We start from the raw sequence: 23047 nt of genomic DNA on the forward strand, positions 1-23047 counted from the left end.
ATGATCGTCCTGTTGTCGGTGCGGCCCGGTACGCTCGAAAGCACGATGACAGAGGATCTCTCCCCGGCCGAGCGGTACGCGGCAGCCCGCAGACGCGCCGCCGAGCAGGCCACCGCGCTCGCCTCCTTCCGCGAGATGTACGACTTCGGCCTCGACCCGTTCCAGATCGAGGCATGCCAGGCCCTGGAGGCGGGCAAGGGCGTCCTGGTGGCCGCGCCCACCGGCTCCGGCAAGACGATCGTCGGCGAGTTCGCCGTGCACCTCGCCCTCCAACAGGGCCGCAAGTGCTTCTACACGACGCCCATCAAGGCGCTGTCCAACCAGAAGTACGCCGACCTGTGCCGACGCTACGGAGCGGACCGGGTGGGCCTGCTCACCGGCGACAACAGCGTGAACCCGGACGCCCCGGTGGTCGTGATGACCACCGAGGTCCTGCGGAACATGCTCTACGCCGGTTCGCAGACCCTGCTCGGCCTCGGGTACGTGGTCATGGACGAGGTGCACTACCTCTCCGACCGCTTCCGCGGCGCAGTCTGGGAAGAGGTGATCATCCACCTCCCCGAGTCGGTGACCCTGGTCTCGCTGTCGGCCACCGTGTCGAACGCCGAGGAGTTCGGCGACTGGCTCGACACCGTGCGCGGCGACACCCAGGTGATCGTCTCCGAGCACCGGCCCGTGCCGCTGTTCCAGCACGTCCTGGCCGGGCGGCGGATGTACGACCTGTTCGAGGAGGGTGAGGGCCGCAAACGGGCCGTCAACCCGGACCTCACCCGCATGGCGCGGATGGAGGCGAGCCGCCCCTCGTACCAGGACCGCCGGCGCGGGCGGTCGATGCGGGAGGCCGACCGGGAGCGCGAGCGCCGCCAGCGCGCCCGGATCTGGACGCCGAGCCGGCCCGAGGTCATCGAACGGCTCGACTCCGAGGGCCTGCTGCCCGCGATCACCTTCATCTTCAGCCGGGCCGGCTGCGAGGCCGCCGTCCAGCAGTGCCTGTACGCCGGGCTGCGGCTCAACGACGAGGAGGCACGTGAGCGGGTGCGCGCCCTGGTCGAGGAGCGCACCGCCTCCATCCCCGCCGAGGACCTGCACGTCCTCGGGTACTACGAATGGCTGGAGGGCCTGGAGCGGGGCATCGCCGCGCACCACGCGGGCATGCTGCCGACCTTCAAGGAGGTCGTGGAGGAGCTGTTCGTCCGCGGGCTGGTCAAGGCCGTCTTCGCCACCGAGACCCTCGCCCTCGGCATCAACATGCCCGCCCGTTCGGTGGTGCTGGAGAAGCTCGTCAAGTGGAACGGCGAGCAGCACGCCGACATCACCCCCGGCGAGTACACCCAGCTCACCGGCCGGGCCGGCCGGCGCGGCATCGACGTCGAGGGCCACGCCGTGGTGCTCTGGCAGCGCGCCATGAGCCCCGAGCACCTCGCCGGACTGGCCGGCACGCGCACGTACCCGCTGCGCTCCAGCTTCAAGCCGTCGTACAACATGGCGGTCAACCTGGTCGAGCAGTTCGGCCGGCACCGCTCGCGCGAACTGCTGGAGACCTCCTTCGCCCAGTTCCAGGCGGACAAGTCGGTCGTCGGCATCTCCCGCCAGGTGCAGCGCAACGAGGAGGGACTGGAGGGGTACCGGGCCTCCATGACCTGTCACCTCGGCGACTTCGAGGAGTACGCGCGGCTGCGCCGGGAGCTGAAGGACCGTGAGACCGAACTGGTCCGCCAGGGGGCGGCCCAGCGGCGTGCCGAGGCCGCGGTGGCGCTGGAGCGGCTGAAGCCCGGCGACGTCATCCACGTCCCCACCGGCAAGTACGCGGGCCTCGCCCTGGTGCTGGACCCCGGCCTGCCCGCCGGGCGGTCCAACGGCCACCGGGGCTTCGACCACCACGACGGTCCGCGCCCCCTGGTGCTCACCGCCGAACGGCAGGTCAAGCGGCTGGCGGCGATGGACTTCCCGGTGCCGGTGGAGGCGCTGGAGCGGATGCGCATCCCGAAGTCCTTCAATCCGCGCTCCCCGCAGTCCCGCCGTGACCTCGCCTCGGCGCTGCGCACCAAGGCCGGGCACATCGACGTCGAGCGGCACCGCAAGAAGCGCTCCCAGGCCGCCGACGACCGGCAGATCGCCCGGCTGCGCAAGGAGATCCGGGCGCACCCCTGCCACGGCTGTGACGACCGCGAGGACCACGCCCGCTGGGCCGAGCGCTACCACCGGCTGATGCGCGACACCTCGCAGCTGGAGCGACGGATCGACGGGCGGACGAACACCATCGCCCGCACCTTCGACCGGATCGTGGCGCTCCTGACGGAACTGGACTACCTGCGCGAGGACGAGGTCACCGAGCACGGCAAGCGGCTCGCCCGGCTCTACGGCGAACTCGACCTGCTGGCCAGCGAGTGCCTGCGCGAGGGCGTCTGGGAGGGCCTCGGCCCCGCCGAACTGGCCGCCTGCGTCTCGGCGCTGGTCTACGAGTCCCGTGCCGCCGACGACGCCATGGCGCCGAAGCTGCCCTCGGGCCGGGCCAAGGCCGCGCTCGGCGAGACGGTCCGCATCTGGGGCCGGCTCGACGCGCTGGAGGAGGAGTTCCGGATCAGCCAGACCGAAGGCGTGGGCCAGCGCGAGCCCGACCTCGGCTTCGCCTGGGCCGCGTACATGTGGTGCTCCGGCAAGGGCCTCGACGAGGTGCTGCGGGAGGCGGAGATGCCGGCCGGCGATTTCGTGCGCTGGTGCAAGCAGGTCATCGACGTCCTCGGCCAGATCGCCGCCGCCGCGCCCCGCGAGGGCTCGACGGTCCCGAAGGCGGCGCGCAAGGCGGTCGACGGACTGCTGCGCGGGGTGGTCGCCTACTCCTCGGTGGGCTAGGTGTATTGCCCTGTGAGGTTGGGGACGCGGCTGGCGGGTGGTTGGCCGTTGAGTGCGGTGTGTCCGCGGTGGTGATTGTAGGTGTGCAGCCACTGCGGGAACGCTTCGCGGCGCTCGGCTTCGGACCGGTAGGGGCGGGCGTAGGCCCATGGTCGAGCAGGGTGCGGTTGAAGCGTTCGACCTTGCCGTTGGTCTGCGGGCGGTAGGGCCGGGTGCGTTTGTGGGTGATCCCGGCCGCGGTGAGCACGTCGCGTCAGTCGCGTGAGCGGTAGCAGGAGCCGTTGTCGGTCAGCACGCGCTCGACGGTGATCCCGCACTCGGTGAAGAAGGCGTGGGCGCGGGTCCAGAAGCCGGTGGCGGTCTCCTTCTTCTCGTCGGTGTGGATCTCGCTGTAGGCGAGGCGGGAGCGGTCGTCGACGGCGGTGTGCAGGTAGCTGTAGCCGACGTTCTTGCGGTTCCTGCGGCCCGCTTGCCGGCCCAGCATCTTGTGGCCACCGCCGTCGGGGATGTTGCCCAGCTTCTTGATGTCCACGTGCACCAGCTCGCCGGGCCGCTCGCGTTCGTAGCGGCGGATGACCCGGCCGGTGGCCCGGTCCAGGTGGGTGAGGCGGGCCAGGCCGAAGCGGGTCAGTACCCGGTGCACGGTCGAGGGCACCAGACGCAGCAGGTGGGCGATGCGGGCCGGTCCCCACCGGCGCAGGAGACGGACCTTGATGATCCGGCGTTCGGTGCGGGTCGGGGTGCGGCGCGGGCTTGCGTGCGGGCGGGAGGAGCGGTCGGACATGCCGGCCTCGCCGAACTGCCGGTAGCGCCCGGCCCAGCGCTGGGCGGTGGTCGGCGAGACCTGGAAGCGCTCGGCGGCCCGGCGCAGGGGCCAGCCGTCCTCGACCACGCAGCAAGCCAGGCGCAGCCGTCCGGTCTCGGTCAGGGGTGCATTACGGTGGGGCACGAGGGCCTTTCGGTCAGGTGTAGACGTCGCAATCCACACCGAACCGGAAGGCCCTCACCTGTTCAAGATCCCACAGCCGAGACCTGACTCACCCGTCCACAACCTCCCGGGACAGAACAGCTAGGGCCTTTCGTTGGGATCACGCTGGGCTCGCGGGGTCCGGCACCGCGCCTCGCCGCGTTGTCGTCGGTTGTCAGGGCTCCGCCCTGCCGCCCTCGTCCGCCTTGCGACGCACGGCACCGGACCCCCTCCCTGATCCGGCCTGATGCAAACGAAAGACCCTAGCCACCGCGACGCGTGACGGCCCGGTGGGGCGCGGTCGTCCGGACGATCCGGGCGGGCCGCCTCCCGCCGGGCCGCGGTGTGTCCGGGCAGGGGGACGGTGCCGTCCGGGTGGCGGGGCCCCGCACGGTCCCCCGGTGCCCGGTGCCCGGTGCCCGGTGCCCGGCGGACGGAGCGTGACCGCGGTCCGGTGCGCGGGCGTGCCCGGACGCCGACGGGCGTGCGGAGGGGGGCCCGGCGGATCGGGGCGCGCCGCCCGCGGAGCGCGCGCCGCCCGTGCCGGTCCGTCCGGACGCGGACCGGCGCTCTCACCCCTTCCGGTGAGACGCGTTCGTACGCCCCCGCGCCGTCACGGATGGTGCTCGCCTGGTGCCCCGGCGTGCAAATGTCCCCGACACTACTCGCGTGCCGTCGCTCTTTCAGGGCCTTGCCGAACATGACCCGGCCTTGTTCCGCCGGGACTAGGCTCGCCCGCAGCGCACCGAGTTGAGAGGGATTCGCGCGCTTGTTCCTTATGCGCCGAAGGCCCGTCAACTCCCCGTCCCGCTCCGCCGCAAGCTCCCCCTTCCCCGCCGAACCCATTTCAGAGGGCCTACATGGTGAGTGTCGATTCCCCTCCAGGTCGCCGTGAACTTCCCCAGGCGTACGTCCTGTTGCCGCCCGCGCTGCTGATGGCCGCGGTGACCGGCGCCGCCGTCGCCCTGGTGGCCCAGCCGGCCAGGGCCGCGGTCGGCTGGTGCGGGGCCGTCGCCACCGTCCTGGTCCTCGCGGTGGCGGCGGTGGCGGTGCGCCGGGGCAACGCCCTGCGCGCCCTGCGCGCCGAACACGCCCGCCGCACGGCGCTCCTGCAACGGCGGATCGCCGCCCACACCGAGGAGATGGACCGCCTCGGCGGCGAGATCATCCCGGCGGCGCTGACCTCCATGCGCCGGGGCCGCACACCGCGCGAGGTCCTGCTCCACCTCGCCGAACTCGACCCGTCCTACGCCGACCTGGGCGAGCCCCAGCGCCGGCTGATCGGCATGGTCTGCGACATCGTCGACCACACGGACTCCCTGCGCGAGTCCGCCGAACGCTCCTTCGTGGACATCGCCCGCCGCGTCCAGGCCCTCGTCCACCAGCAGAACAAGGAACTGCGCGAGATGGAGGAGGACCACGGGCGCAACCCCGAGGTCTTCGACGACCTGCTCCGCCTCGACCACGGCACCGCCCTGATCGGCCGCCTCGCCGACTCCGTCTCGGTCCTCGGCGGCGGACGCCCCGGCCGCCAGTGGCCCCGGCCCGTCGCCCTCTACAGCGTGCTGCGCGGCGCCATGTCCCGCATCCTCGAATACCGCCGCATCAACCTGGCCTCCATCGCCAAGGTCAACATCACGGGCACCGCCGTCGAGCCGGTCATCCACGCCGCCGCCGAACTCCTCGACAACGCCACCCGCTACTCGCCGCCGCACTCCAAGGTGCACGTCACCGCGACCGAGGTGCACAGCGGCGTCTGCATCGAGATCGAGGACGCCGGCGTCAGCCTCAGCGAGGAGTCCCGCGCCCGGATCGAGGGCATGCTGGAACGCGCCAAGCGCGGCACCGACCTCCAGGACCTCAGCGTCCACCCCCGCCTCGGCCTCGCCGTCGTCGGCCGCCTGTGCGCCGCGTACGGCATGGAGGTCTCCCTGCGGGCCTCCGCGTACGGCGGGGTGCGGGCCATCCTCATCGTGCCCGGCGCCATGACGACCACCGAGCCCGGTGTCGGACTCGCCCACGGCATCGGCGCCACCTCGGTCCCGCAGCCCGGCCCCGACGCCCTGGAGGGCCCCCGGCGCCGGCCCAAGAAGCGCCGCCCCACCAGCCCCCGGGTCCCGGCCACCGCCCTCGAGGGCGACGCCCCCGAGGTCACCGAGTGGACCGCCGGCGGCCTGCCCCAGCGACGCAGCCGGGTCAGGACACCGCTCGGCCGGCGCCTCGCCGAACAGACCGTCCACGAACGGGAGGACGCCGCGCCCGAGACCCACGAGGCCGCCGTCCGCCCCCGCTCCGGTGCCCCCCTCGGGCCCGCGCCGCAGGCGCCCCCGGCCGAGGAGCCGCCGCCCGGCCAGTGGGTCGAAGCCTTCTGGGAGGGCCTCAAGGGCCACCCGGACCTGTACGCGCAGCAGACCGCCAACGAGCCGGCCCACGCTCCGGCAGACGACGAGGGGAACCTCAAGTGATCGAGCAGCAAGGCAAGTTCGACTGGATGCTGAAGGACCTCTACGACGGGGTCCCGGGCATCGAGATGATCGTGGTGCTCTCCGCCGACGGCCTGCGCATCGCCCGCTACTCGGGGGACCCGGACGCCGCCGACCGGGTCGCCGCCGCCTGCGCGGGCCTGCAGAGCCTCGCCGCCGCCGTCGCCCACGAGATCCCCAGCAGCGACGGCCGGATGAAGCTCGTCGTCATCGAGATCGGCGGGGGCTACTTCTACCTGATGGCCGCCGGGCCCAACGCCTATCTGGCGGTGCTCTCCGACGTCCGCTGCGAACCCGGCCGGATGAGCAACCGCATGGCCGACCTCGTCGCCCGCATCGGCCCCCACCTGACCAGCCCCGCCCGCCGCGACGGGCAGCCCGTATGACGGATCCCCAGCGCAGGCGGCGGGCCCCCGACCCGCCGGACACGGGCGGGGCGGCGCCCGAGGAGGGCGAGCCCCAGAACCCCGAGCGGCTCTTCGTCATCGGCGGCGACGCGGACGGCGAACGCGCCGACCTCGACCTGGTCACCCTCATCGTGGCCCGCGCCGACCCGCCGGCCTCCGCCACCCCCGAACAGGCGGCGCTGCTGCGGCTGTGCGCCGCGCCGCTCTCCGTCGCCGAACTGTCGGCCTACCTGCGCCTGCCGTTCAGCGTGGTGACCGTGCTCCTCACCGACCTGCTCGCGGCCGGACTGGCGCAGGCCCGCGCCCCGATCGTCCGCCGGACGGTCGCCGACCGAAACCTCCTCGAAGCGGTGATGCATGGACTGCAAAAGCTCTGACGCCCTCCCGGGACCGCGGACGGAGGACCGGCTCCCGCACACCGCGGAGGCCGCCGTGAAGATCGTCGTCGTGGGCGGGTTCGGCGTCGGGAAGACCACCATGGTCGGGTCGGTCAGCGAGATCCGGCCGCTGACCACCGAGGAGACCATGACCCAGGCCGGCGTCGGCGTCGACGACGACTACGGGTCCGCCTCCAAGACCGCCACCACGGTCGCCATGGACTTCGGCCGCATCAGCATCACCGACGAACTGGTCCTGTACCTCTTCGGCACCCCCGGCCAGGAGCGGTTCTGGTTCCTGTGGAACGGCCTCTTCGAGGGCGCGCTCGGCGCCGTGGTGCTGGTCGACACCCGCCGGCTGGAGATCAGCTTCGACGTCATGGGACGGCTGGAGGAACGCGGCGTGCCCTTCGTCGTGGCCGTCAACGCCTTCCCCGACGCCCCCCGGCACCCGGTGGCGGAACTGCGCGCCGCGCTCGACCTGCCCGACGAGATCCCCATCGTCGACTGCGACGTGCGCCGCCGGGCCTCCAGCCGCGACGTCCTGCTGACCCTCACGCGCTTCCTGCACTCCCTCGCCGCCGAGGGCGCGCTCGCCTGAGCCGCCACCGGCACCCCCGACAGCCCCTTCCCGCCCGGAGCGACACCGTGACGCCTGAACGCCCCTTCCCGACCGGCCCGGACACCCCGGCCGGGCCCCCGCCCGGCTGCCCCGCGCACCGCCCCGGCGCGGGCGGCCCCGCCCGGCTCGCCGAGGCGGACGACCTGGCGGCGCTGTACGAACGGCTCCGGCGGGAGCACGGCCCGGTGGCCCCCGTACTCCTCCACGACGACGTGCCGATGTGGGTGGTGCTCGGCCACGCCGAGAACCTGCAGATGATCAGCTCGCCCGCGCTGTTCTCCCGCGACAGCCGCCTCTGGTCGCCGCTGCGGGACGGCCTGGTCAAGCCCGACCACCCGCTCATGCCGCACATCGCCCGCCGGCCCGTCTGCTCCCACGCCGAGGGCGCCGAGCACCGGCGGCTGCGCGGCGCCGTCACCTCCGCCATGGCCTCCGTCGACCACCGCACCCTGCGCCGGCACATCACCCGGCACACCCAGCGGCTGGTCAACCGGTTCTGCGAGGAGGGCCGCGCCGACCTCGTCGCCGAGTTCGCCGAACACCTCCCGATGGGCGTCATGTGCGAACTCCTCGGCATGCCCGACGAGTACGGCGACCGCCTGGTCGAGGCCGCCCGCGACACGCTCAAGGGCACCGAGACCGCCATCGACAGCCACGCCGTCGTCATGGGCGCGCTCGGCCGGCTCACCGCCCGGCGCCGCGCGCGGCCCGAGGACGACATCGCCGGGCGACTCGTCACCCACCCGGCCGGGCTCGGCGACGAGGAGGTCCGCGAGCACCTGCGCGTGGTGCTGCTCGCCGCCTACGAGGCCACCGTCAACCTCATCGGCAACGTCCTGCGCGTCGTCCTCACCGACCCCGGGTTCCGGGCCCAGCTCAGCGGGGGCCAGATGACCGTGCCCGAGGCGGTCGAGCAGTCCCTGTGGGACGAGCCGCCGTTCAGCACGGTCCTCGGCTACTTCGCCAAACAGGACACCGAGCTGGGCGGCCGGCGCATCCGCGAGGGCGACGGACTGCTCTTCGGTATCGCCCCCGGCAACGTCGACCCGCGCATCCGCCCCGACCTCACCGCCGGGATGCAGGGCAACCGCTCCCACCTGGCCTTCGGCGGCGGGCCGCACGAGTGCCCCGGGCAGGACATCGGGCGGGCCATCGCCGACTGCGGGGTGGACGCGCTGCTGATGCGGCTGCCGGACCTCCAGCTCGACTGCGCCGAGGAGGAGCTGCGCCGCCGGTCGTCGATCGCCTCCCGGCACCTGGTGGAGCTGCCGGTGTACTTCGAGCCCCGGCCGCCGCAGGCCGTGACGCAGCAGCCGGGCCACACCCCGCTCCCGCAGCAGCGCACCGTCCGGCAGACCGGCTCCCGGCCGGCCTGCCCCGAGGCGGAGGCCCCGGCGCCCGGACCGGCCCGCGGGGCCGGGCCCGCGCTCGCCGCCGTCCCCGCGGGGGCCGCGACGGGGACGGGGGAGCCGGGGCAGGGGCGACGCCCGCCGGGCGCCTGGCAGCGGCTCCAGCTCTGGTGGCGCGGCTACTGACCGCCGCCCGCCGGACCGGGCCCCGCCCACTCTCCGTAAGCCGACCAGGACGCGAGGGAGCGGGCGCTGCGGAAGAGGTGCTCGCGGCCCGTGACCGGATCGGTGAACCCCAGCTCCCGCGCGAGCAGTTGCAGCGGGCGCCGGAAGTCGCCGGCCGGCACGGGGGCGGTCACCTCCGGATAGAGCGGGTCGCCGAGGATCGGCACGCCGAGCGCGCTCAGGTGCACGCGCAACTGGTGCGTCTGGCCGGTGCCGGGCCGGAGCCGGTACCTGCCCAGCGCCGTCCCGGCGGCCGGCTCCTCGCGGTGCGCCAGCAGGTCGACGCGGGTGACGGCGTTCGGCTCGCCGGGCACCTCCCGGGCGGCCGGCACTCCCCGTTCCTTGAGGATCCGGCTCCGTACCGTGCGCGGCAGGGCGAGCGCGGGATCGTAGGGGGCGACCGCCTCGTACTCCTTGTGGACCAGGCGGTCGCGGAAGAGCGTCTGGTACGCGCCGCGCTCCTCGGGGCGGACGGTGAACAGCACCAGCCCGGCGGTGAGCCGGTCCAGGCGGTGGGCCGCGCCGAGCGACGGCAGTCCCAGTTCCCGGCGCAGCCGGGCGAGGGCGGTCTCGGTGACGTGGCCGCCGCGCGGGGTGGTGGCCAGGAAGTGCGGCTTGTCGGCGACGACGATGTGCTCGTCGCGGTGGACGACCCGCACCCCGAATGGCACCGGCACCTCCGGCGCCACGTCGCGGTGGAACCACACGTACAGGCCGGCCCGGTACGGGGTGTCCGCCGCGACGGCCCGCCCGTCCGCCCCGACCACCCGGCCCTCGGCGAGCAGGCCGGCCACCACGCCGGGGCCCGCCCCGGAGAGCCGCTCCACGAGGTACGCGCCGACCGTGGGCCACGTCCCGGCCGCCGGCAGCCGGACCCGTACCGCGTCCACCCCGTCGCGCTGCGGCAGGGGCGAGGGCGGGGGCGGGGTGCGTCGTCTCATGGCCGGCCAGCGTACGAGACGGGGGCCGCCGGGTAAGGAGCGGTGCCGGGCTCGCGGGGCCCGGCACCGCGCCTCGCCGCGTCGGCATCGGCTGTCAGGGCCCCGCCCTGCCGCCCTCCTCCGCCCTGCGATGCACGGCACCGGACCCCCCTCCCTGATCCGGCCTGATCCAAACGAGCGACCCTAGGCGGCGGGGGCGTTCTCCTGCTCGGCCTCCACGCGGGCGTTCCACTCCTGCTTGGACGCCTGCCAGCCGTCCTCGTTGTGGCCGAGCCGCCAGTACCCGGAGATCGACAGGTCCTCGCGGGGGATCTCGCGCTCGACCCGGAGGTACCGGCGCAGTTCCCTCACGCAGCCCGCCTCGCCGTGCACGAAGGCGTGCACCCGGCCCCGCGGGAACTCCAGCGCGCGCACGGCCTCGACCAGGGCCCGGCCCACCGGCCGGCCCGCCCGGTGCAGCCAGACGACCTCCACGTCGGAGTCGATCTTCTGCTCCTCCTCGGGCCCCTCGACCTCGACGAACGCGAAGGCGCGGACCCCGGCCGGCAGTGTCTCCAGGGAGCGGGCGATCGCGGGCAGCGCGCTCTCGTCGCCGGCGAGCAGGTGCCAGTCGGCGCCGGCGTCGGGCGCGTAGGCGCCGCCGGGGCCCAGGAAGCGGACGGTCTCGCCCGGCCGCACGTGCTTCGCCCAGGGCCCGGCCAGTCCGGCGTCGCCGTGGATCACGAAGTCGAGGGTCATCTCGCGGCTCTCGGCGTCCCAGTGGCGGACCGTGTACGTCCGCGTCACCGGCCACTCGTGGCGGGGGAACTCCTCCCGGATCCGCTCCAGGTCGAAGGGCTCGGGGTAGGTCACGCCGCCGGGGGCGAAGAGCAGCTTGACGTAGTGGTCGGTGCAGGTGTCCGCCGCCAGTCCGGCCGGTCCTTCGACGGCGATGACCACGCGCTGCATGAGAGGGGTCAGCCGCTCGGTGCGGACGACCCGCGCGGTGTGCGGCGTGCGGGGCCTGCGGCCCGGACGGTCTGCCATGACGGCCTCCCTGTTGCCTGGGTTAGGTAAACCTAAGCTAGCATCCCGCCGCCTGGAGCACCCCTAACCGGACGGCTCCCCGCCGTTCCGCGCGGACCACGGAGCCCGGGACGCGTCCGGTGCACGCGCACGTCGCCCGCCCGTACCGCTCAGGCGGCGAGCGTCGCCAGCAGTCGTCGCAGCGAGCCGCCGAGCCCCCAGCGGGCCGCCAGCGCGTCCAGCAGCTCCGGGTCGCGCGGGGCGCGCGGCAGCTCGGTGGGGACGTCCGGCAGCGGGACGTCCCCGGCGACCCGCACCACCTTCGGGGCCACCGCGAGGTAGGGACCGGCCTCCGTCAGCCGCCGCCGCTGCGTCGGCGTGAGCGGGGACGCCGGGTCGTCGGCGGCGGCCAGGATCCCGGCCAGGTCGCCGAACTCGGCCAGCAGCTTGGCGGCCGTCTTCTCGCCGATGCCCGGCACGCCCGGCAGGCCGTCGCTCGGGTCGCCGCGCAGCAGTGCCAGGTCGGCGTAGCCGGGGCCGTCGACGCCGTACTTCTCGCGCAGGAACGCCTCGTCCGTCGTCTGGAGCGTGCCGACGCCCCTGACCGGGTAGAGGACGCGCACCCCGCGGGCGTCGTCGACGAGCTGGTAGAGGTCGCGGTCGCCGGTGACGATGTCGACCGGGCCCGTCGCGCGCGCGGTGTACGTGCCGATGACGTCGTCCGCCTCGTATCCGGCCACGCCGACCCGGGCGATGCCGACCGCGTCGAGGACGGCCTCGATCACCGGGACCTGCGGCGAGAGGGTGTCGGGCACCTCCTCGGTGTCCGGGCCCTCCGGGTGCTCGGCGGCGACCCGGTGCGCCTTGTAGGAGGGGATCAGCTCCACCCGCCAGTGCGGTCGCCAGTCGGCGTCCATGCAGGCCACCAGCGCGTCGGGCCGGTGGTCCCGGACCAGCCGGTCGATGAAGTCGAGCAGTCCGCGCACGGCGTTGACCGGCATGCCGTCCGGGGCCTTCACGGAGTCCGGCACGCCGAAGTAGGCGCGGAAGTAGAGGGAGGCGGTGTCGAGGAGCATCAGTCGAGCGGTCACGGGTCGCATCATGCCGCAGACCCTGTGGGCGAAGCGTGGACGACGTGTGAAGTGGCTCACTCTCGAGTTTGGCCGAAAGGGATCAGGGCAGGCGCGCAGCCGGACCGGAGCCGGTTCAGCCGTTCAACTGTGAGCGAGGCTTCGGAACCCGTGTCCCTGCCCCCGAGTCAAGAGGTAAGCGTGTCAGCAAGGCTAGAAGCCGAACATCTGTACAAGGTGTTCGGCAGACGACCGGACCAGGCAGTCGAACGACTGCGCCAGGGCGCCGACCGGGAGGAACTGCGGGCGGACGGCACCACGGCCGCCGTCATCGACGCGTCCTTCACCGTGGAGCCCGGCGAGATCTTCGTGGTCATGGGGCTGTCCGGGTCCGGCAAGTCCACGCTGCTGCGCATGCTCAACGGTCTGCTGGAGCCGACCGCCGGGCACGTCCGCTTCGGTGGCCAGGACCTCACCGAACTCGGTGACCAGGGACTGCGCGAGGTCCGCTCCCGGAAGATCAGCATGGTCTTCCAGCACTTCGCGCTCTTCCCGCACCGCAGTGTCCGCGACAACGCCGGCTACGGACTGGAAGTGCAGGGCGTGCCCCGCGCCGAGCGCGAGCGCCGCGCCGACGAGGCGCTCGCCCTGTGTGGCCTGGCCGGCTGGGAGAAGTCCTGGCCGGACGAGCTGTCCGGCGGCATGCAGCAGCGCGTCGGCCTGGCCCGCGCCCTCGCCACCGACGCCGACCTGCTGCTGATGGACGAGTCCTTCAGCGCCCTCGACCCGCTGATCCGCCGCGACATGCAGGACCAGCTCATCGAGCTGCAGAAGACCCTGAAGAAGACGATCGTGTTCATCACCCACGACCTCAACGAGGCCATGCGCCTGGGCGACCGCATCGCGGTGATGCGGGACGGCCGCATCGTGCAGATAGGCACCGCGCAGGACATCCTCATCCGCCCGGCCAACGACTACGTCGCCTCCTTCATCCAGGACGTCGACCGCTCCCGCGTGCTCACCGCGGGTGCCGTCATGGACACCATCGACGGCGGCCGCGAGACCCGGTGCGGTTGCGAGACCGCGCGGCCGAACACGCCGTTCACGGAGCTGTGCGCGATCAGCGCCCGCGTGCCGCACCCCGTGTCCGTGGTCGACGACTCCGGCCGGGTGGTCGGCGTGGTCCCGGCGAGGCGCCTGATCGGCTTCCTCGGCGAGGAGGACGGTGACGCCGTCGCCTGCGACGCCCCGGGTGACACGGGCACCGAGAAGGTGATGACCCGTGCCTAGGATCCCGCTCGGCAACTGGGTCAACGACGCCGTGGACTGGCTCCTGCACCACGTCGCCTGGCTCTTCGACTTCTTCAAGGCCGTCTTCACGGGCACCTACGAGGGCATCAACGCCGTCCTCCAGGCGCCCGAGCCGCTGCTGCTCATCGGCATCTTCGCGGTGATCGCCTTCTGGCTGCGGGGCACCGTCGCCGGTGTGCTCACCTTCCTCGGGTTCGCGTTCATCCACTCGATGGACCTGTGGGAGAACGCGATGGTGACCCTGGCCCTGGTGCTGGTCGCCACCATCATCGCGCTGGTCGTCTCCGTGCCCGTCGGCATCTGGGCCGCGCGCTCCGACCGGGTCAGCGGCATGGTCCGGCCGGTGCTGGACTTCATGCAGACGCTGCCCGCGATGATCTACCTCATCCCGGCGATCCTGTTCTTCGGGACCGGCGCCTCCGCGGGCATCGTCGCCACCCTGATCTTCGCGCTCGCCCCCGGTGTGCGCATGACCGAGCTGGGCATCCGGCAGGTCGACAAGGACCTGGTCGAGGCGGCCGAGGCGTTCGGCACCACGCCCCGCAACACCCTGCTGCGCGTCCAGCTCCCGCTGGCCCTGCCCACGGTGATGGCGGGCGTCAACCAGGTCATCATGCTCGGCCTGTCCATGGCCGCCATCGCGGGCATGGTCGGCACCGGCGGTCTCGGCGGCGACGTCAACGAGGCCATCGGCCAGCTCAACGTGGGCCTCGGCTCCGAGGCCGGCGTCGCCATCGTCATCCTGGCGATCTACCTCGACCGCATGACCAGCGCCCTGGGCACCCAGGTCTCCCCGCTCGGCCGCCGCGCCGCCGCGAAGGCCCGCAGCCTCCAGGGCCTCAAGATCTGGTCCTACCGGCCGCGCCCCGCGGTCGCCGTCGTCGGCGTCGTGATCCTCGCCCTGGTGGCGGGCGGCATGGGCGTCTTCGGCAACAACGGCGGTTCCGCCGCCGTGGCCGGCGACAAGAACGTCGGCCAGGGCAAGAAGGTCACCATCGGCTACATCCCGTGGGACGAGGGCGTCGCCTCCACCTTTCTGTGGAAGGAGATCCTGGAGCAGCGCGGCTACGAGGTCGAGGCCAAGCAGTTCGAGGCCGGCCCGCTCTACACCTCCCTCGCCCAGGGCAACGTCGACTTCCAGACCGACGCGTGGCTGCCGACCACCCACGAGCAGTACTGGAAGAAGTACGGCGACCGCCTGGAGGACTTCGGCGCCTGGTACGACGAGACCACCCTGGAACTCGCCGTCCCGGCGTACATGAAGGACTTCGACTCGCTGGAGGACCTCAAGGGCAAGGCCGACGTCTTCGGCGGCCGGATCACCGGCATCGAGTCCAGCGCCGGCATCATGAGCCTGCTGAAGAACCAGGTCATGGGCGAGTACGGCATCGACAAGGAGTACCGCGTCGTCGACAGCTCCACGCCCGCCATGCTGGCCGAGCTGAAGCGCGCCTACGCCAAGCAGGAGCCCGTCCTCGTCACCCTCTGGTCGCCGCACTGGGCGTACAGCGACTACGACCTGAAGAAGCTCGAGGACCCCAAGGGTGTCTGGGGCGAGGGCGACGGCGTCCACACGGTCGCCCGCCAGGGCTTCGCGGACGACGACCCGGTCGTCGCCGGCTGGCTGAAGAACTTCTCGATGACCGAGGAGCAGCTCACCGGCCTGGAGGCCGAGATCAACAAGGCCGGCAAGGGCGGTCAGCAGGACGCCGTGCGTACCTGGCTGAAGGACAACCCGGGTCTGGTCGAGAAGCTCGCGCCGATCGACTCGGAGGCCACGGCCGCCCCGGCCGAGGCCAAGCGGCCCCTGAACGTCGCCTGGTTCCCGTGGGACGAGTGCATCGCCGTCACCCACCTGTGGAAGAACGTCCTGGAGCAGCGCGGCTACAAGCTGAACCTCAGGCAGATGGAAGTCGGCCCGGTCTACACCGGCCTGGCCGGCGGCGACCTGGACCTCAACTTCGACGCCTGGCTGCCGCACGCCCAGAAGAACTACTGGGAGAAGAGCAAGGACAACATCACCGACCTGGGCACCTGGTACGAGCCCACGTCGCTGGAGGTGGCCGTCCCCTCCTACGTGAAGGACGTCAAGTCCCTGGAGGACCTCAAGGGCAAGGCCGACCTCTTCGGCGGCAAGATCATCGGTATCGAGGCCGGCACCGGCCAGATGAGCCTGCTCCACAACAAGGTCCTGCCCGGCTACGGACTGGACAAGGAGTACAAGGTCGTCGACGGCTCGACCCCGGCGATGCTGGCCGAGCTGAAGCGCTCCTACGCCAAGAAGAAGCCGGTCGCGGTCGTCCTGTGGTCGCCGCACTGGGCGTACAGCGAGTACGAGCTGACCAAGCTCAAGGACGACAAGAAGCTCTTCGGCGAGGGCAACACCATCCGCACCGTCGCCAACAAGAAGTTCCCCGAGCAGTACCCGCAGCTCACCGAGTGGATCAAGAACTTCCGGATGAGCGAGGACGAGCTGGGCAGCCTGGAGAGCGTGATCAAGAAGCACGGCCAGGGCCACGAGGCCGAGGCGGTCACCGCCTGGCTGAAGGACCACCCGGACATGGTCGGCCGGATGACGTCGCAGTAGCGCGCGACGACCGGAAGACACCGTCCGTCCCCGAGGGCGGGCCCCGCGCCGCGGGGCCCGCCCTCGGGCCGTTGCCGGCCGGGGGCGCACGGCGTCATCCGGACAACCACGGAGCGCTACGGCGCCCCACCGCGCGCCCCCGCGCCCTGGTCCGTCGCCCTGACGGGAACACCCGGGGGCCGTGGCGCCTTGAACCGGTGAGAGCCCCGTACGGCCGCCACGGGCTCCGCGCCGTGGCGGGAACCGTGAGGTCGTCGCCGCCGGACCGTGACGCCGTCGCGACGGCCGCGTGAAACGGTGTGCCGAACATGCGTAGGGTGCTCGGAAGCCCTCATGGGGGCCGTGCCGGACGAACGGCGCGGAAGAGACCGGGAAACCGGGTCCACGGGAGACGCGGAGGAGGGAGCCGGAGCGATGGGCGACCACAAGGACCAGCCCCTTCGGGTGGGCGCGGCCGTGCGCCGGCGGCGCCGCGCGCTCGACCTCACCCTCGCCGTCGTGTCCGCGCGCAGCGGACTGTCCGTGCCCTTCCTGAGCCAGGTCGAGAACGACCGCGCCCGGCCCAGCCAGAACTCCCTGGAGAAGCTGGCCGACGCCCTGCGCACCACCGCGGTCGAACTGCTCGCCGCCGCCGACCCCGCGTGCAGCGTCGACGTGGTCCGCGCCGAGGACCCCGACCCCGAGTTCGCGCCGCGGGTCCGCTCCCTGGTGCGCGGACACCACCAGATGCACGCCTCCGAGTTCACCGGCGACCACGACGCGGGCCGCGAGCTGCAGTACCGCAACGACCAGTTGATGTACGTCGCCGAGGGCGCGGTGGAGATCGAGGCCGAGGGCCGGGCCTACCGGCTCGGGCGCGGCGACACCCTCTACCTCACCGGAGGGGTCCGCCACCGCTGGCGGGCGACGGTGCCGGACACCCGGGTGCTCGTCGTCGCGGTGGCCGAGCACATCGAGGCGGTGCGCGACCGCCCCGGGCGGCGCTGAGCGGGCCCCGGCGGGACCCGTGCGGCGCGGTGGCCGGGGCTCAGGCCGCCGGGGCCGGGCGGGGCGCCGCGAGCAGGGCGCCCGTCAGCAGGCCCCGCGCGGTGTGCGCGGCGGCGAGCGCCCACGCGGTGACGAGCAGCGCGTAGAGCAGGACTGCAAGCCCCTCGTAGGCGGCGAGTCCGGTGTGCCGGGCCAGTGCCTCGGCGCCGGTCACGCAGGTGCCCACCGGGAAGGTGAACGCCCACCAGGTCATCGAGAAACCCATGCCCCGCCGGCGGGCCCGCACGACGTGCGCCGCGGCCAGGGCCAGCCACATCAGGGCGAACCCCATCACCGGCACCCCGTAGAGCACGGCGAGGACGCCGAAGCCCGTCGCGTACGGCTCCGGGACCGTCCCGGGGGCGGTCTCGGCGAACTTGCCGACGGCCGTCGTGGACTGCCCGAGCGGGCCGAGCACCAGGAAGAGCGTCGGGGTGAGCGCGAGCGGCAGCGGCCCGCCGGTCACCAGCCGGCCGAAGACCACCGGCAGCATCACCAGCGTCGCCAGCAGGCTCAGCCCGAACATCCCGACGCAGGCGAGCAGCAGCGTCGCGCGCGGCTGCCCCGCGGGCAGGTGCGGCACGAGCAGCGGTCCGAGCGCCCCCGACACCATCGGCGCGACGAGCGGCAGCAGCCACACCGGGGTGGCCTGGCCCGGCTCGATCCGGTGCCGCACCGCCATCAGGTACGGCACGGCGACGGCCGCCGCCAGTCCGATCACCGTACCGGCGGTGAAGAGCACCACGTCCAGGGCGACGGCCGCCCGCTCGCCCGTCCAGTCCCGGCCGACGGTGACCGCGCCGCCGCCGACCGCCAGCAGCGCCATCGACAGGCAGCCGTAGAACGGGGCCGCCGCCGGGTCGAGCAGATGGGCGCGGGCCTGGTCGCGGTGGTGGCGCCAGTGCAGTGTCCGGGCCGCCAGCAGCACCACCAGCATCGCCAGGGACAGCGCCCACACCGCCGCGCAGACCGTGCGCAGCCCGGGGACCTCCCAGGGGAGCCCGGCGCCCGCGGTGCCGACGATGGCGGTGCCCATGACGGAGGCGTACCAGTTCGGGCCGAGGTGGCGGACGGCCGGTACGCGCGGGGCGCGGGAGGTGCCGGGCGGGAGCGTCTGTGCTGCGGTGACCATGGTTCCACGGTCTCCGCGCGGGCCCGCCCCGACCAGGGACCCCGTCCCTATGGGGGCATAAGCTGGGGTTATGGGCAAGAGGGAGGTACGGGGTGAGGCGGCGCCGCACGCCGCCGGTTCTCTGGCGCACCGGGTGCCGGACCTGGGGGCGATGGAACTGCTGCTCGCCGTGGCGCGGCTCGGCAGCCTCGGCGGAGCCGCCCGGGAACTGGGCATCACCCAGCCCGCCGCGAGCAGCCGCATCCGCTCCATGGAACGGCAACTGGGCGTCGCCCTCGTGGACCGCTCGCCCCGGGGCTCCCGGCTGACCGACGCCGGGGTCCTCGTCACGGACTGGTCGCGGCAGGTCGTGGAGGCGGCGGAGGCCTTCGACGCGGGCGCGCAGGCGCTGCGGGACCGCCGGGACTCGCGGCTGCGGGTCGCCGCCAGCATGACCATCGCCGAGTACCTGCTGCCGGGCTGGCTGGTGGCGCTGCGCACCCAGTTGCCCGACACGGCCGTCTCGCTGCTCGCGGGCAACTCGGCGGCGGTGGCCGAACGCCTGCTGACCGACGAGGCCGACCTCGGCTTCGTGGAGGGGGTGGGCGTGCCGCCGGGCCTGGACTCCACCGTCATCGCCCACGACCGGCTGATCGTGGTCACCGCGCCGCGCCACCCCTGGGCCCGGCGCCGCCGGCCGCTCGCCGCGGCGGAACTGGCCGCCACGCCGCTGATCCTGCGCGAGGAGGGCTCGGGCACCCGGCAGGTGCTGGACGCGGCCCTGGGCGGCCTGGCACGCCCCCTGATCGAGCTGTCCTCCACCACCGCCGTCAAGGCGGCGGCCGTCGGCGGCGCCGGCCCGACGGTCCTCAGCGAACTCGCCGTCGGCGAGGAACTGGCCACCCGCCGCCTGGTCAGCGTCCCGATGGCCGACGTCACGCTCGCCCGCGACCTGCGCGCGGTGTGGCCGACGGGCCACCGTCCGACGGGCCCGGCCCGCAGCCTGCTCTCCCTCACCCGGCTCCCGCCGGGACGGGTGCCGTGACGCGCGGCCAGGGTGCCGGAGCGGCTGCGGGGCGGGGCGGCGCCGTCCCGCGGCGAGCGGGTGCCGCGCGGCGAGCGGTGGGCGGCGGAATCCCCGGTGGGGGTGACAGCCGTACGGGCCCCCGCCCTACAGTGCCGGGATGAGCATGACGCCTCCGCCCGGCTGGTACCCCGACCCGTCGGCCCCGCACCAGGAGCGCTGGTGGGACGGGACGGCCTGGACCGAGCACCGCCGTGCCCCCGAGGCCGCCGCGTACCCGCCTGGCCCGGCCGCCTACCCGCCCGAGCCGCCGACCGTGCCGCCGCACACCGGCGCGGGCCCCGGGCACCCGGCGCCCGCGCGGGCCAGGGCGGTCGCCCTGACCACGGCCGCTGCCGTGCTCGTCGCCGCGGTGGTCGGCGCCGCCGTCCTCCTCCGCGACGACGACGGCGCCGACACGGACGCCCGCCATCCGCCCGCCCCGTCGGCCCCGGCCGCCGACCCGGCGAGCGGCACCCCGACGTCCCCGGCACCCGTCTCCTCCGCGCCCCCGGCCGACGGCCCGGCCGTCGTGGAGGACCAGCTCAACGGCATCACCTTCCCGCTGCCCGACGGCTGGGTACGGCCCCGCAACGTCTCCGGCGCCGACGTCGTCATGACCACCGACGGCACCTACCGCTGCCCGGCGGACGGCGGCGTGTGCCGGCACGGCCTCGTCCTCTCCCGCACCGTGACCGCCACCGCAGAGACCTCCCCGGAGGTCCTGGCCCGCGAGGACATCGAGGAGGCCGCCGAGTCGGCCTACGACCACGACGCCCTCGACAGCAAGCCCTTCGGCGGCATGACGGCCCACGAGACGGTCGGCTCCGGCCCGGTCGCGGTCGCCGGACGCGCCGGGTACTACGTGCGCTGGCGGGTCACGACGGCCGAGGGCCCCGGCGGCTACGTGCAGTCGATGGTCTTCCCGTCCACCGTCGGCACCGAGTCCCCGATCCTCGTGCGGTACGTCTTCGACGCGGGGGAGGAGGGGCCGCCGCTGACCGACATGGACCTGATCACCAAGGGCATCCGCCCGGCGGGCGACGCGGGAACGGGCGGCGGCGTGGGGAGCGGGATCGGACGCTCCGGGTGAAGCCGTGAAGCCGTGAAGCCGTGAAGCCGTGAAGCCGTGAAGCCGTGACGGCGTGACGGCGAGGGGGCGTGACGGCGAGGAGGCGCGGCGCGGGCGGTGGCGCGGGCCCGCGGCCTCCGGGCCCGGCGGGCCGGGGTCAGAGGAAGGTGTGCCCCTCGCCCCGGTACGTCGGCACCGTCGCCGTCACCACGTCCCCCTCCACCAGGTGCAGCACGTCGAACCGCTCGCACAGCTCCCCGGCCTTGGCGTGCCGGAACCACACCTTGTCGCCGATGAGCAGATCGTCGGCGGCGGAGCCGAGCAGCGGCGTCTGCACCTCGCCGGCGCCCTCCCGGGGGTCGTAGCGCAGCCCCTCGGGCAAGTACGGCACCGGCAGCCGGTCGGGCCCGGCCGCACCGGAGGCCGGGTAGCCGCCGCCCAGCACCGTCACCGCCCCGACACCGGGCCGCCGCACCACGGGCTGCGCGAACAGGGCGGCCGGACGGCCCCGGAACGACGTGTAGTTGTCGAACAGACGCGGCACGTACAGCCCCGACCCGGCCGCCACCTCCGTCACCGCGTCCTCCGCCGCGGTGTGCTGCACACTGCCGGTCCCGCCGCCGTTGACGAACTCCAGGTCCGGCACGACCTCCCGCACCGCCCGCACCACGGCGGCGCGCCGCTCGGCCAGTTCACGACGGGCCGCGGCCTGCAACAGCCGGATCGCCCGCGACCGCAGCGGACGCCCCGCCACCGCGTCCCCGACCCCGGCCACATGCCCCTCGTACGCCATGATTCCGACGACCCGGAAACCGGGCCGGCGGGCCACCGCGCGCGCCAGGTCGGCCACCTCGGCGGGGGAGTGCAGCGGCGAACGCCGCGCCCCCATCCGCACCCGCCCGCCCAGCATCCGCAGTGACGTGTCCAACTCCAGGCAGACCCGCACCACTTCACGGCCCTCGCCGCGTGCCGCGTCCACCAGGTCCAACTGGGCCGGGTCGTCGACCATCACGGTCACGGCGGCGGCCAGCCGGGGATCGGCGGCCAGCCGGGCGAACCCGGCGCGGTCCGCCGACGGGTAGGCGAGCAGGACGTCGTCGAAACCGGAGCCGGCCAGCCACAGCGACTCGGCCAGCGTGAACGACATGACGCCCGCGAACCCGTCCCGGGCCAGGACCCGTTCGAGCAGGGCCCGGCAGCGCACGGACTTCCCGGCCACCCGGACCGGCTTCCCGCCGGCCCGGCGGACCAGATCGTCCGCGTTGGCGTCGAAGGCGTCCAGGTCCACGATCGCCACGGGGGCGTCCAGATGGGCGGTGGCCCGGTCGTAACGGGCCCGGTCGGCGGCGCGCGCAGTCATGGACGCAGCCTGCCAGACCGGATTACCCGAGGGTAGGGGGATGTTCCGGGCCAATGCCACGGCCGGGCCGGACTGGTTCCCCCGCATGCCTGGACACGCCGTAGAGTGACGCGCACGCACGGCGGAACCGCCCTGGTGACCAGGGCGTGTGCTCCGCGCCGGATGGCGCTCCCCCCGTGCGGGTATGCGTGCCCGGGACGGCCTGTCCGCCGGGTCCAGGGCAGGAGAGGACCGGCCCGCGCCGGACGGATCGGCTCGGGCCCGAGGAAACGGGGGGTGCATGAGCACGGACGCGCGCCGCGCCCCTCACCCCCCACGCCCCTGTGCCCCGCCCGCCGTACCGCCGGGCCCGCCCCGCCCGGCCGACACCACCGGCACCCCGGCGCCGACGCGCCGTGCCGACGCCGACACGCCGCCGCCGCGCACCGGGACGGGAGACACGCCGGCGCGGCGCGGCGCGGGCACGGGGGCCGACCCGCATCCGCCACGGTCCGACGGCGCGTCGGGTGCCGACACGCCGTCGTCACGCCCCGGTGCGGGCGACGCGCCGTCGCGGCGTGGCGGGCTCCCGGGAACCGACACGTCGTCACCGCGCCCTGTCGGTACGCCGCCGGGCACCGGTGCGCGACCCGTACGTTCCGCGGACCCCGGGCGACCCGCGCCGCCCGCAGAACCCGACACGCCGTCGTCGCGCACGGCGGCCGACGACGCGCCGTCGCGGCGTGGCGCCCCACCCGGTGCCGGCACCCGGGCATCGCACCCCGGTGGCACCCCGCCGGCCCCTCCCACCCCGTCGCGCGCCGACACGCCGTCCGCACGCCCCGAGGGCGCCGACACGCCGTCACCCGTCGACGCGCCACGCCGCGACGGCGCCGACACGCCGCAGCCCCGCACCAGTGCCGACACGCCGCCGCGGGCCCTCGGCCGCCCCTCCGCCGCACCACGCGCCGGCGCACCCGGCACGCCCGACGCGCCCGCCCGTCCCCCACGGTTCCGGCTCGCCGAACCCCGGGCCGCGGAGCCCGCGCCGCCGCTCGCCTCGACCCGCTTCCCCGACGCCCCGCCGACCGTCGGGCGCCCCGGCGCCGACGGCGACGGCACGCCGGGCACCCCGCCCCGGGGCGCCCCCCGCGAGCCGTCCGGCACCCCCGTCGGCGCGCCTCCGGCCGCCTCGTGCCCGGCGACCCCGCCGCCACCCGGCCCCTCGGCGTCCCCGGC

The 23047-nt window shown here is 74.2% G+C and carries 16 protein-coding genes and 1 pseudogene; 11 read left to right on the plus strand and 6 right to left on the minus strand.

Annotated features, from left to right (window positions below):
• Complete coding sequence (locus VM636_RS24515) at positions 1 to 2853, plus strand: DEAD/DEAH box helicase (protein ID WP_030418092.1); 2853 nt, start codon at positions 1 to 3, stop codon at positions 2851 to 2853.
• Here VM636_RS24515 and VM636_RS24520 read toward each other — a convergent pair.
• Positions 2850 to 3802 (minus strand): annotated as a pseudogene (locus VM636_RS24520) (IS481 family transposase). The gene VM636_RS24515 and the pseudogene VM636_RS24520 sit on opposite strands and share 4 nt — an antisense overlap.
• 878 nt (positions 3803 to 4680) lie before the next feature.
• Between VM636_RS24520 and VM636_RS24525 the strand changes: the two are divergent.
• The 5 genes from VM636_RS24525 to VM636_RS24545 are packed head-to-tail and all read left to right on the plus strand — an operon-like array spanning position 4681 to position 9244.
• The gene (locus VM636_RS24525) at positions 4681 to 6285 is read left to right on the plus strand and encodes an ATP-binding protein (RefSeq protein ID WP_338485737.1); all 1605 of its coding nucleotides are present in this window, start codon (positions 4681 to 4683) and stop codon (positions 6283 to 6285) included.
• Entirely contained in the window at positions 6282 to 6689 is a 408-nt protein-coding gene (locus VM636_RS24530) for a roadblock/LC7 domain-containing protein (protein WP_030418094.1), read from the plus strand. Before VM636_RS24525 ends, VM636_RS24530 begins: the two co-directional genes overlap by 4 nt.
• Positions 6686 to 7087 carry a DUF742 domain-containing protein gene (locus VM636_RS24535; RefSeq protein WP_030418095.1) on the plus strand — a complete coding sequence of 134 codons (402 nt, stop codon included), beginning with the start codon at positions 6686 to 6688 and terminating at the stop codon, positions 7085 to 7087. Before VM636_RS24530 ends, VM636_RS24535 begins: the two co-directional genes overlap by 4 nt.
• Entirely contained in the window at positions 7068 to 7688 is a 621-nt protein-coding gene (locus VM636_RS24540) for an ATP/GTP-binding protein (protein WP_053913508.1), read from the plus strand. The genes VM636_RS24535 and VM636_RS24540 overlap by 20 nt, the downstream gene beginning before the upstream one ends.
• 47 nt (positions 7689 to 7735) lie before the next feature.
• Positions 7736 to 9244 carry a cytochrome P450 gene (locus VM636_RS24545; protein WP_338485740.1) on the plus strand — a complete coding sequence of 503 codons (1509 nt, stop codon included), beginning with the start codon at positions 7736 to 7738 and terminating at the stop codon, positions 9242 to 9244.
• On the opposite strand, the gene VM636_RS24550 is transcribed toward VM636_RS24545, so the two are convergent.
• From VM636_RS24550 to VM636_RS24560, 3 genes are all read right to left on the minus strand, one after another.
• Positions 9238 to 10224 carry an RluA family pseudouridine synthase gene (locus tag VM636_RS24550; RefSeq protein WP_053913504.1) on the minus strand — a complete coding sequence of 329 codons (987 nt, stop codon included), beginning with the start codon at positions 10222 to 10224 and terminating at the stop codon, positions 9238 to 9240. The genes VM636_RS24545 and VM636_RS24550 overlap by 7 nt on opposite strands.
• 183 nt (positions 10225 to 10407) lie before the next feature.
• A complete protein-coding gene (locus VM636_RS24555) occupies positions 10408 to 11250 on the minus strand; it encodes a siderophore-interacting protein (RefSeq protein WP_030418099.1) in 843 nt (280 codons plus the stop codon).
• A 149-nt stretch (positions 11251 to 11399) separates the two neighbouring features.
• Complete coding sequence (locus tag VM636_RS24560) at positions 11400 to 12305, minus strand: 5'-3' exonuclease (RefSeq protein ID WP_030418100.1); 906 nt, start codon at positions 12303 to 12305, stop codon at positions 11400 to 11402.
• A gap of 195 nt (positions 12306 to 12500) precedes the next feature.
• On the opposite strand from VM636_RS24560, the gene VM636_RS24565 reads away from it, so the two are divergent.
• The 3 genes from VM636_RS24565 (at position 12501) to VM636_RS24575 (ending at position 17184) form a co-directional block, all read left to right on the plus strand.
• The gene (locus tag VM636_RS24565; protein WP_030418101.1) at positions 12501 to 13589 is read left to right on the plus strand and encodes a betaine/proline/choline family ABC transporter ATP-binding protein; all 1089 of its coding nucleotides are present in this window, start codon (positions 12501 to 12503) and stop codon (positions 13587 to 13589) included.
• Positions 13582 to 16197, plus strand: a complete 2616-nt coding sequence (locus VM636_RS24570; protein WP_030418102.1) for an ABC transporter permease/substrate binding protein — start codon at positions 13582 to 13584, stop codon at positions 16195 to 16197. The genes VM636_RS24565 and VM636_RS24570 overlap by 8 nt, the downstream gene beginning before the upstream one ends.
• Positions 16198 to 16611: 414 nt before the next feature.
• Positions 16612 to 17184: an XRE family transcriptional regulator gene (locus VM636_RS24575; protein WP_030418103.1), complete on the plus strand. Its 573-nt coding sequence runs from the start codon at positions 16612 to 16614 to the stop codon at positions 17182 to 17184.
• 40 nt (positions 17185 to 17224) lie between these two features.
• Here VM636_RS24575 and VM636_RS24580 read toward each other — a convergent pair whose 3' ends face one another.
• Complete coding sequence (locus VM636_RS24580; protein ID WP_030418104.1) at positions 17225 to 18355, minus strand: TDT family transporter; 1131 nt, start codon at positions 18353 to 18355, stop codon at positions 17225 to 17227.
• A 70-nt stretch (positions 18356 to 18425) separates the two neighbouring features.
• Between VM636_RS24580 and VM636_RS24585 the strand changes: the two genes are divergently transcribed.
• Together VM636_RS24585 and VM636_RS24590 are read left to right on the plus strand one after the other, a co-directional pair.
• Positions 18426 to 19379, plus strand: coding sequence for a LysR family transcriptional regulator (locus VM636_RS24585; RefSeq protein WP_030418105.1), 954 nt, complete (start codon positions 18426 to 18428; stop codon positions 19377 to 19379).
• A 145-nt stretch (positions 19380 to 19524) separates the two neighbouring features.
• Complete coding sequence (locus tag VM636_RS24590) at positions 19525 to 20490, plus strand: DUF2510 domain-containing protein (RefSeq protein WP_053913502.1); 966 nt, start codon at positions 19525 to 19527, stop codon at positions 20488 to 20490.
• A 136-nt stretch (positions 20491 to 20626) separates the two neighbouring features.
• On the opposite strand, the gene VM636_RS24595 is transcribed toward VM636_RS24590, so the two are convergent.
• Positions 20627 to 21829 (minus strand): amino acid deaminase/aldolase, encoded by a 1203-nt coding sequence (locus tag VM636_RS24595; protein WP_030418107.1) that lies wholly within the window; start codon positions 21827 to 21829, stop codon positions 20627 to 20629.
• Between the last annotated feature and the right edge of the window lie 1218 nt (positions 21830 to 23047).

Source organism: Streptomyces sp. SCSIO 75703, assembly GCF_036607905.1.
Taxonomy (GTDB): Bacteria; Actinomycetota; Actinomycetes; order Streptomycetales; family Streptomycetaceae; genus Streptomyces.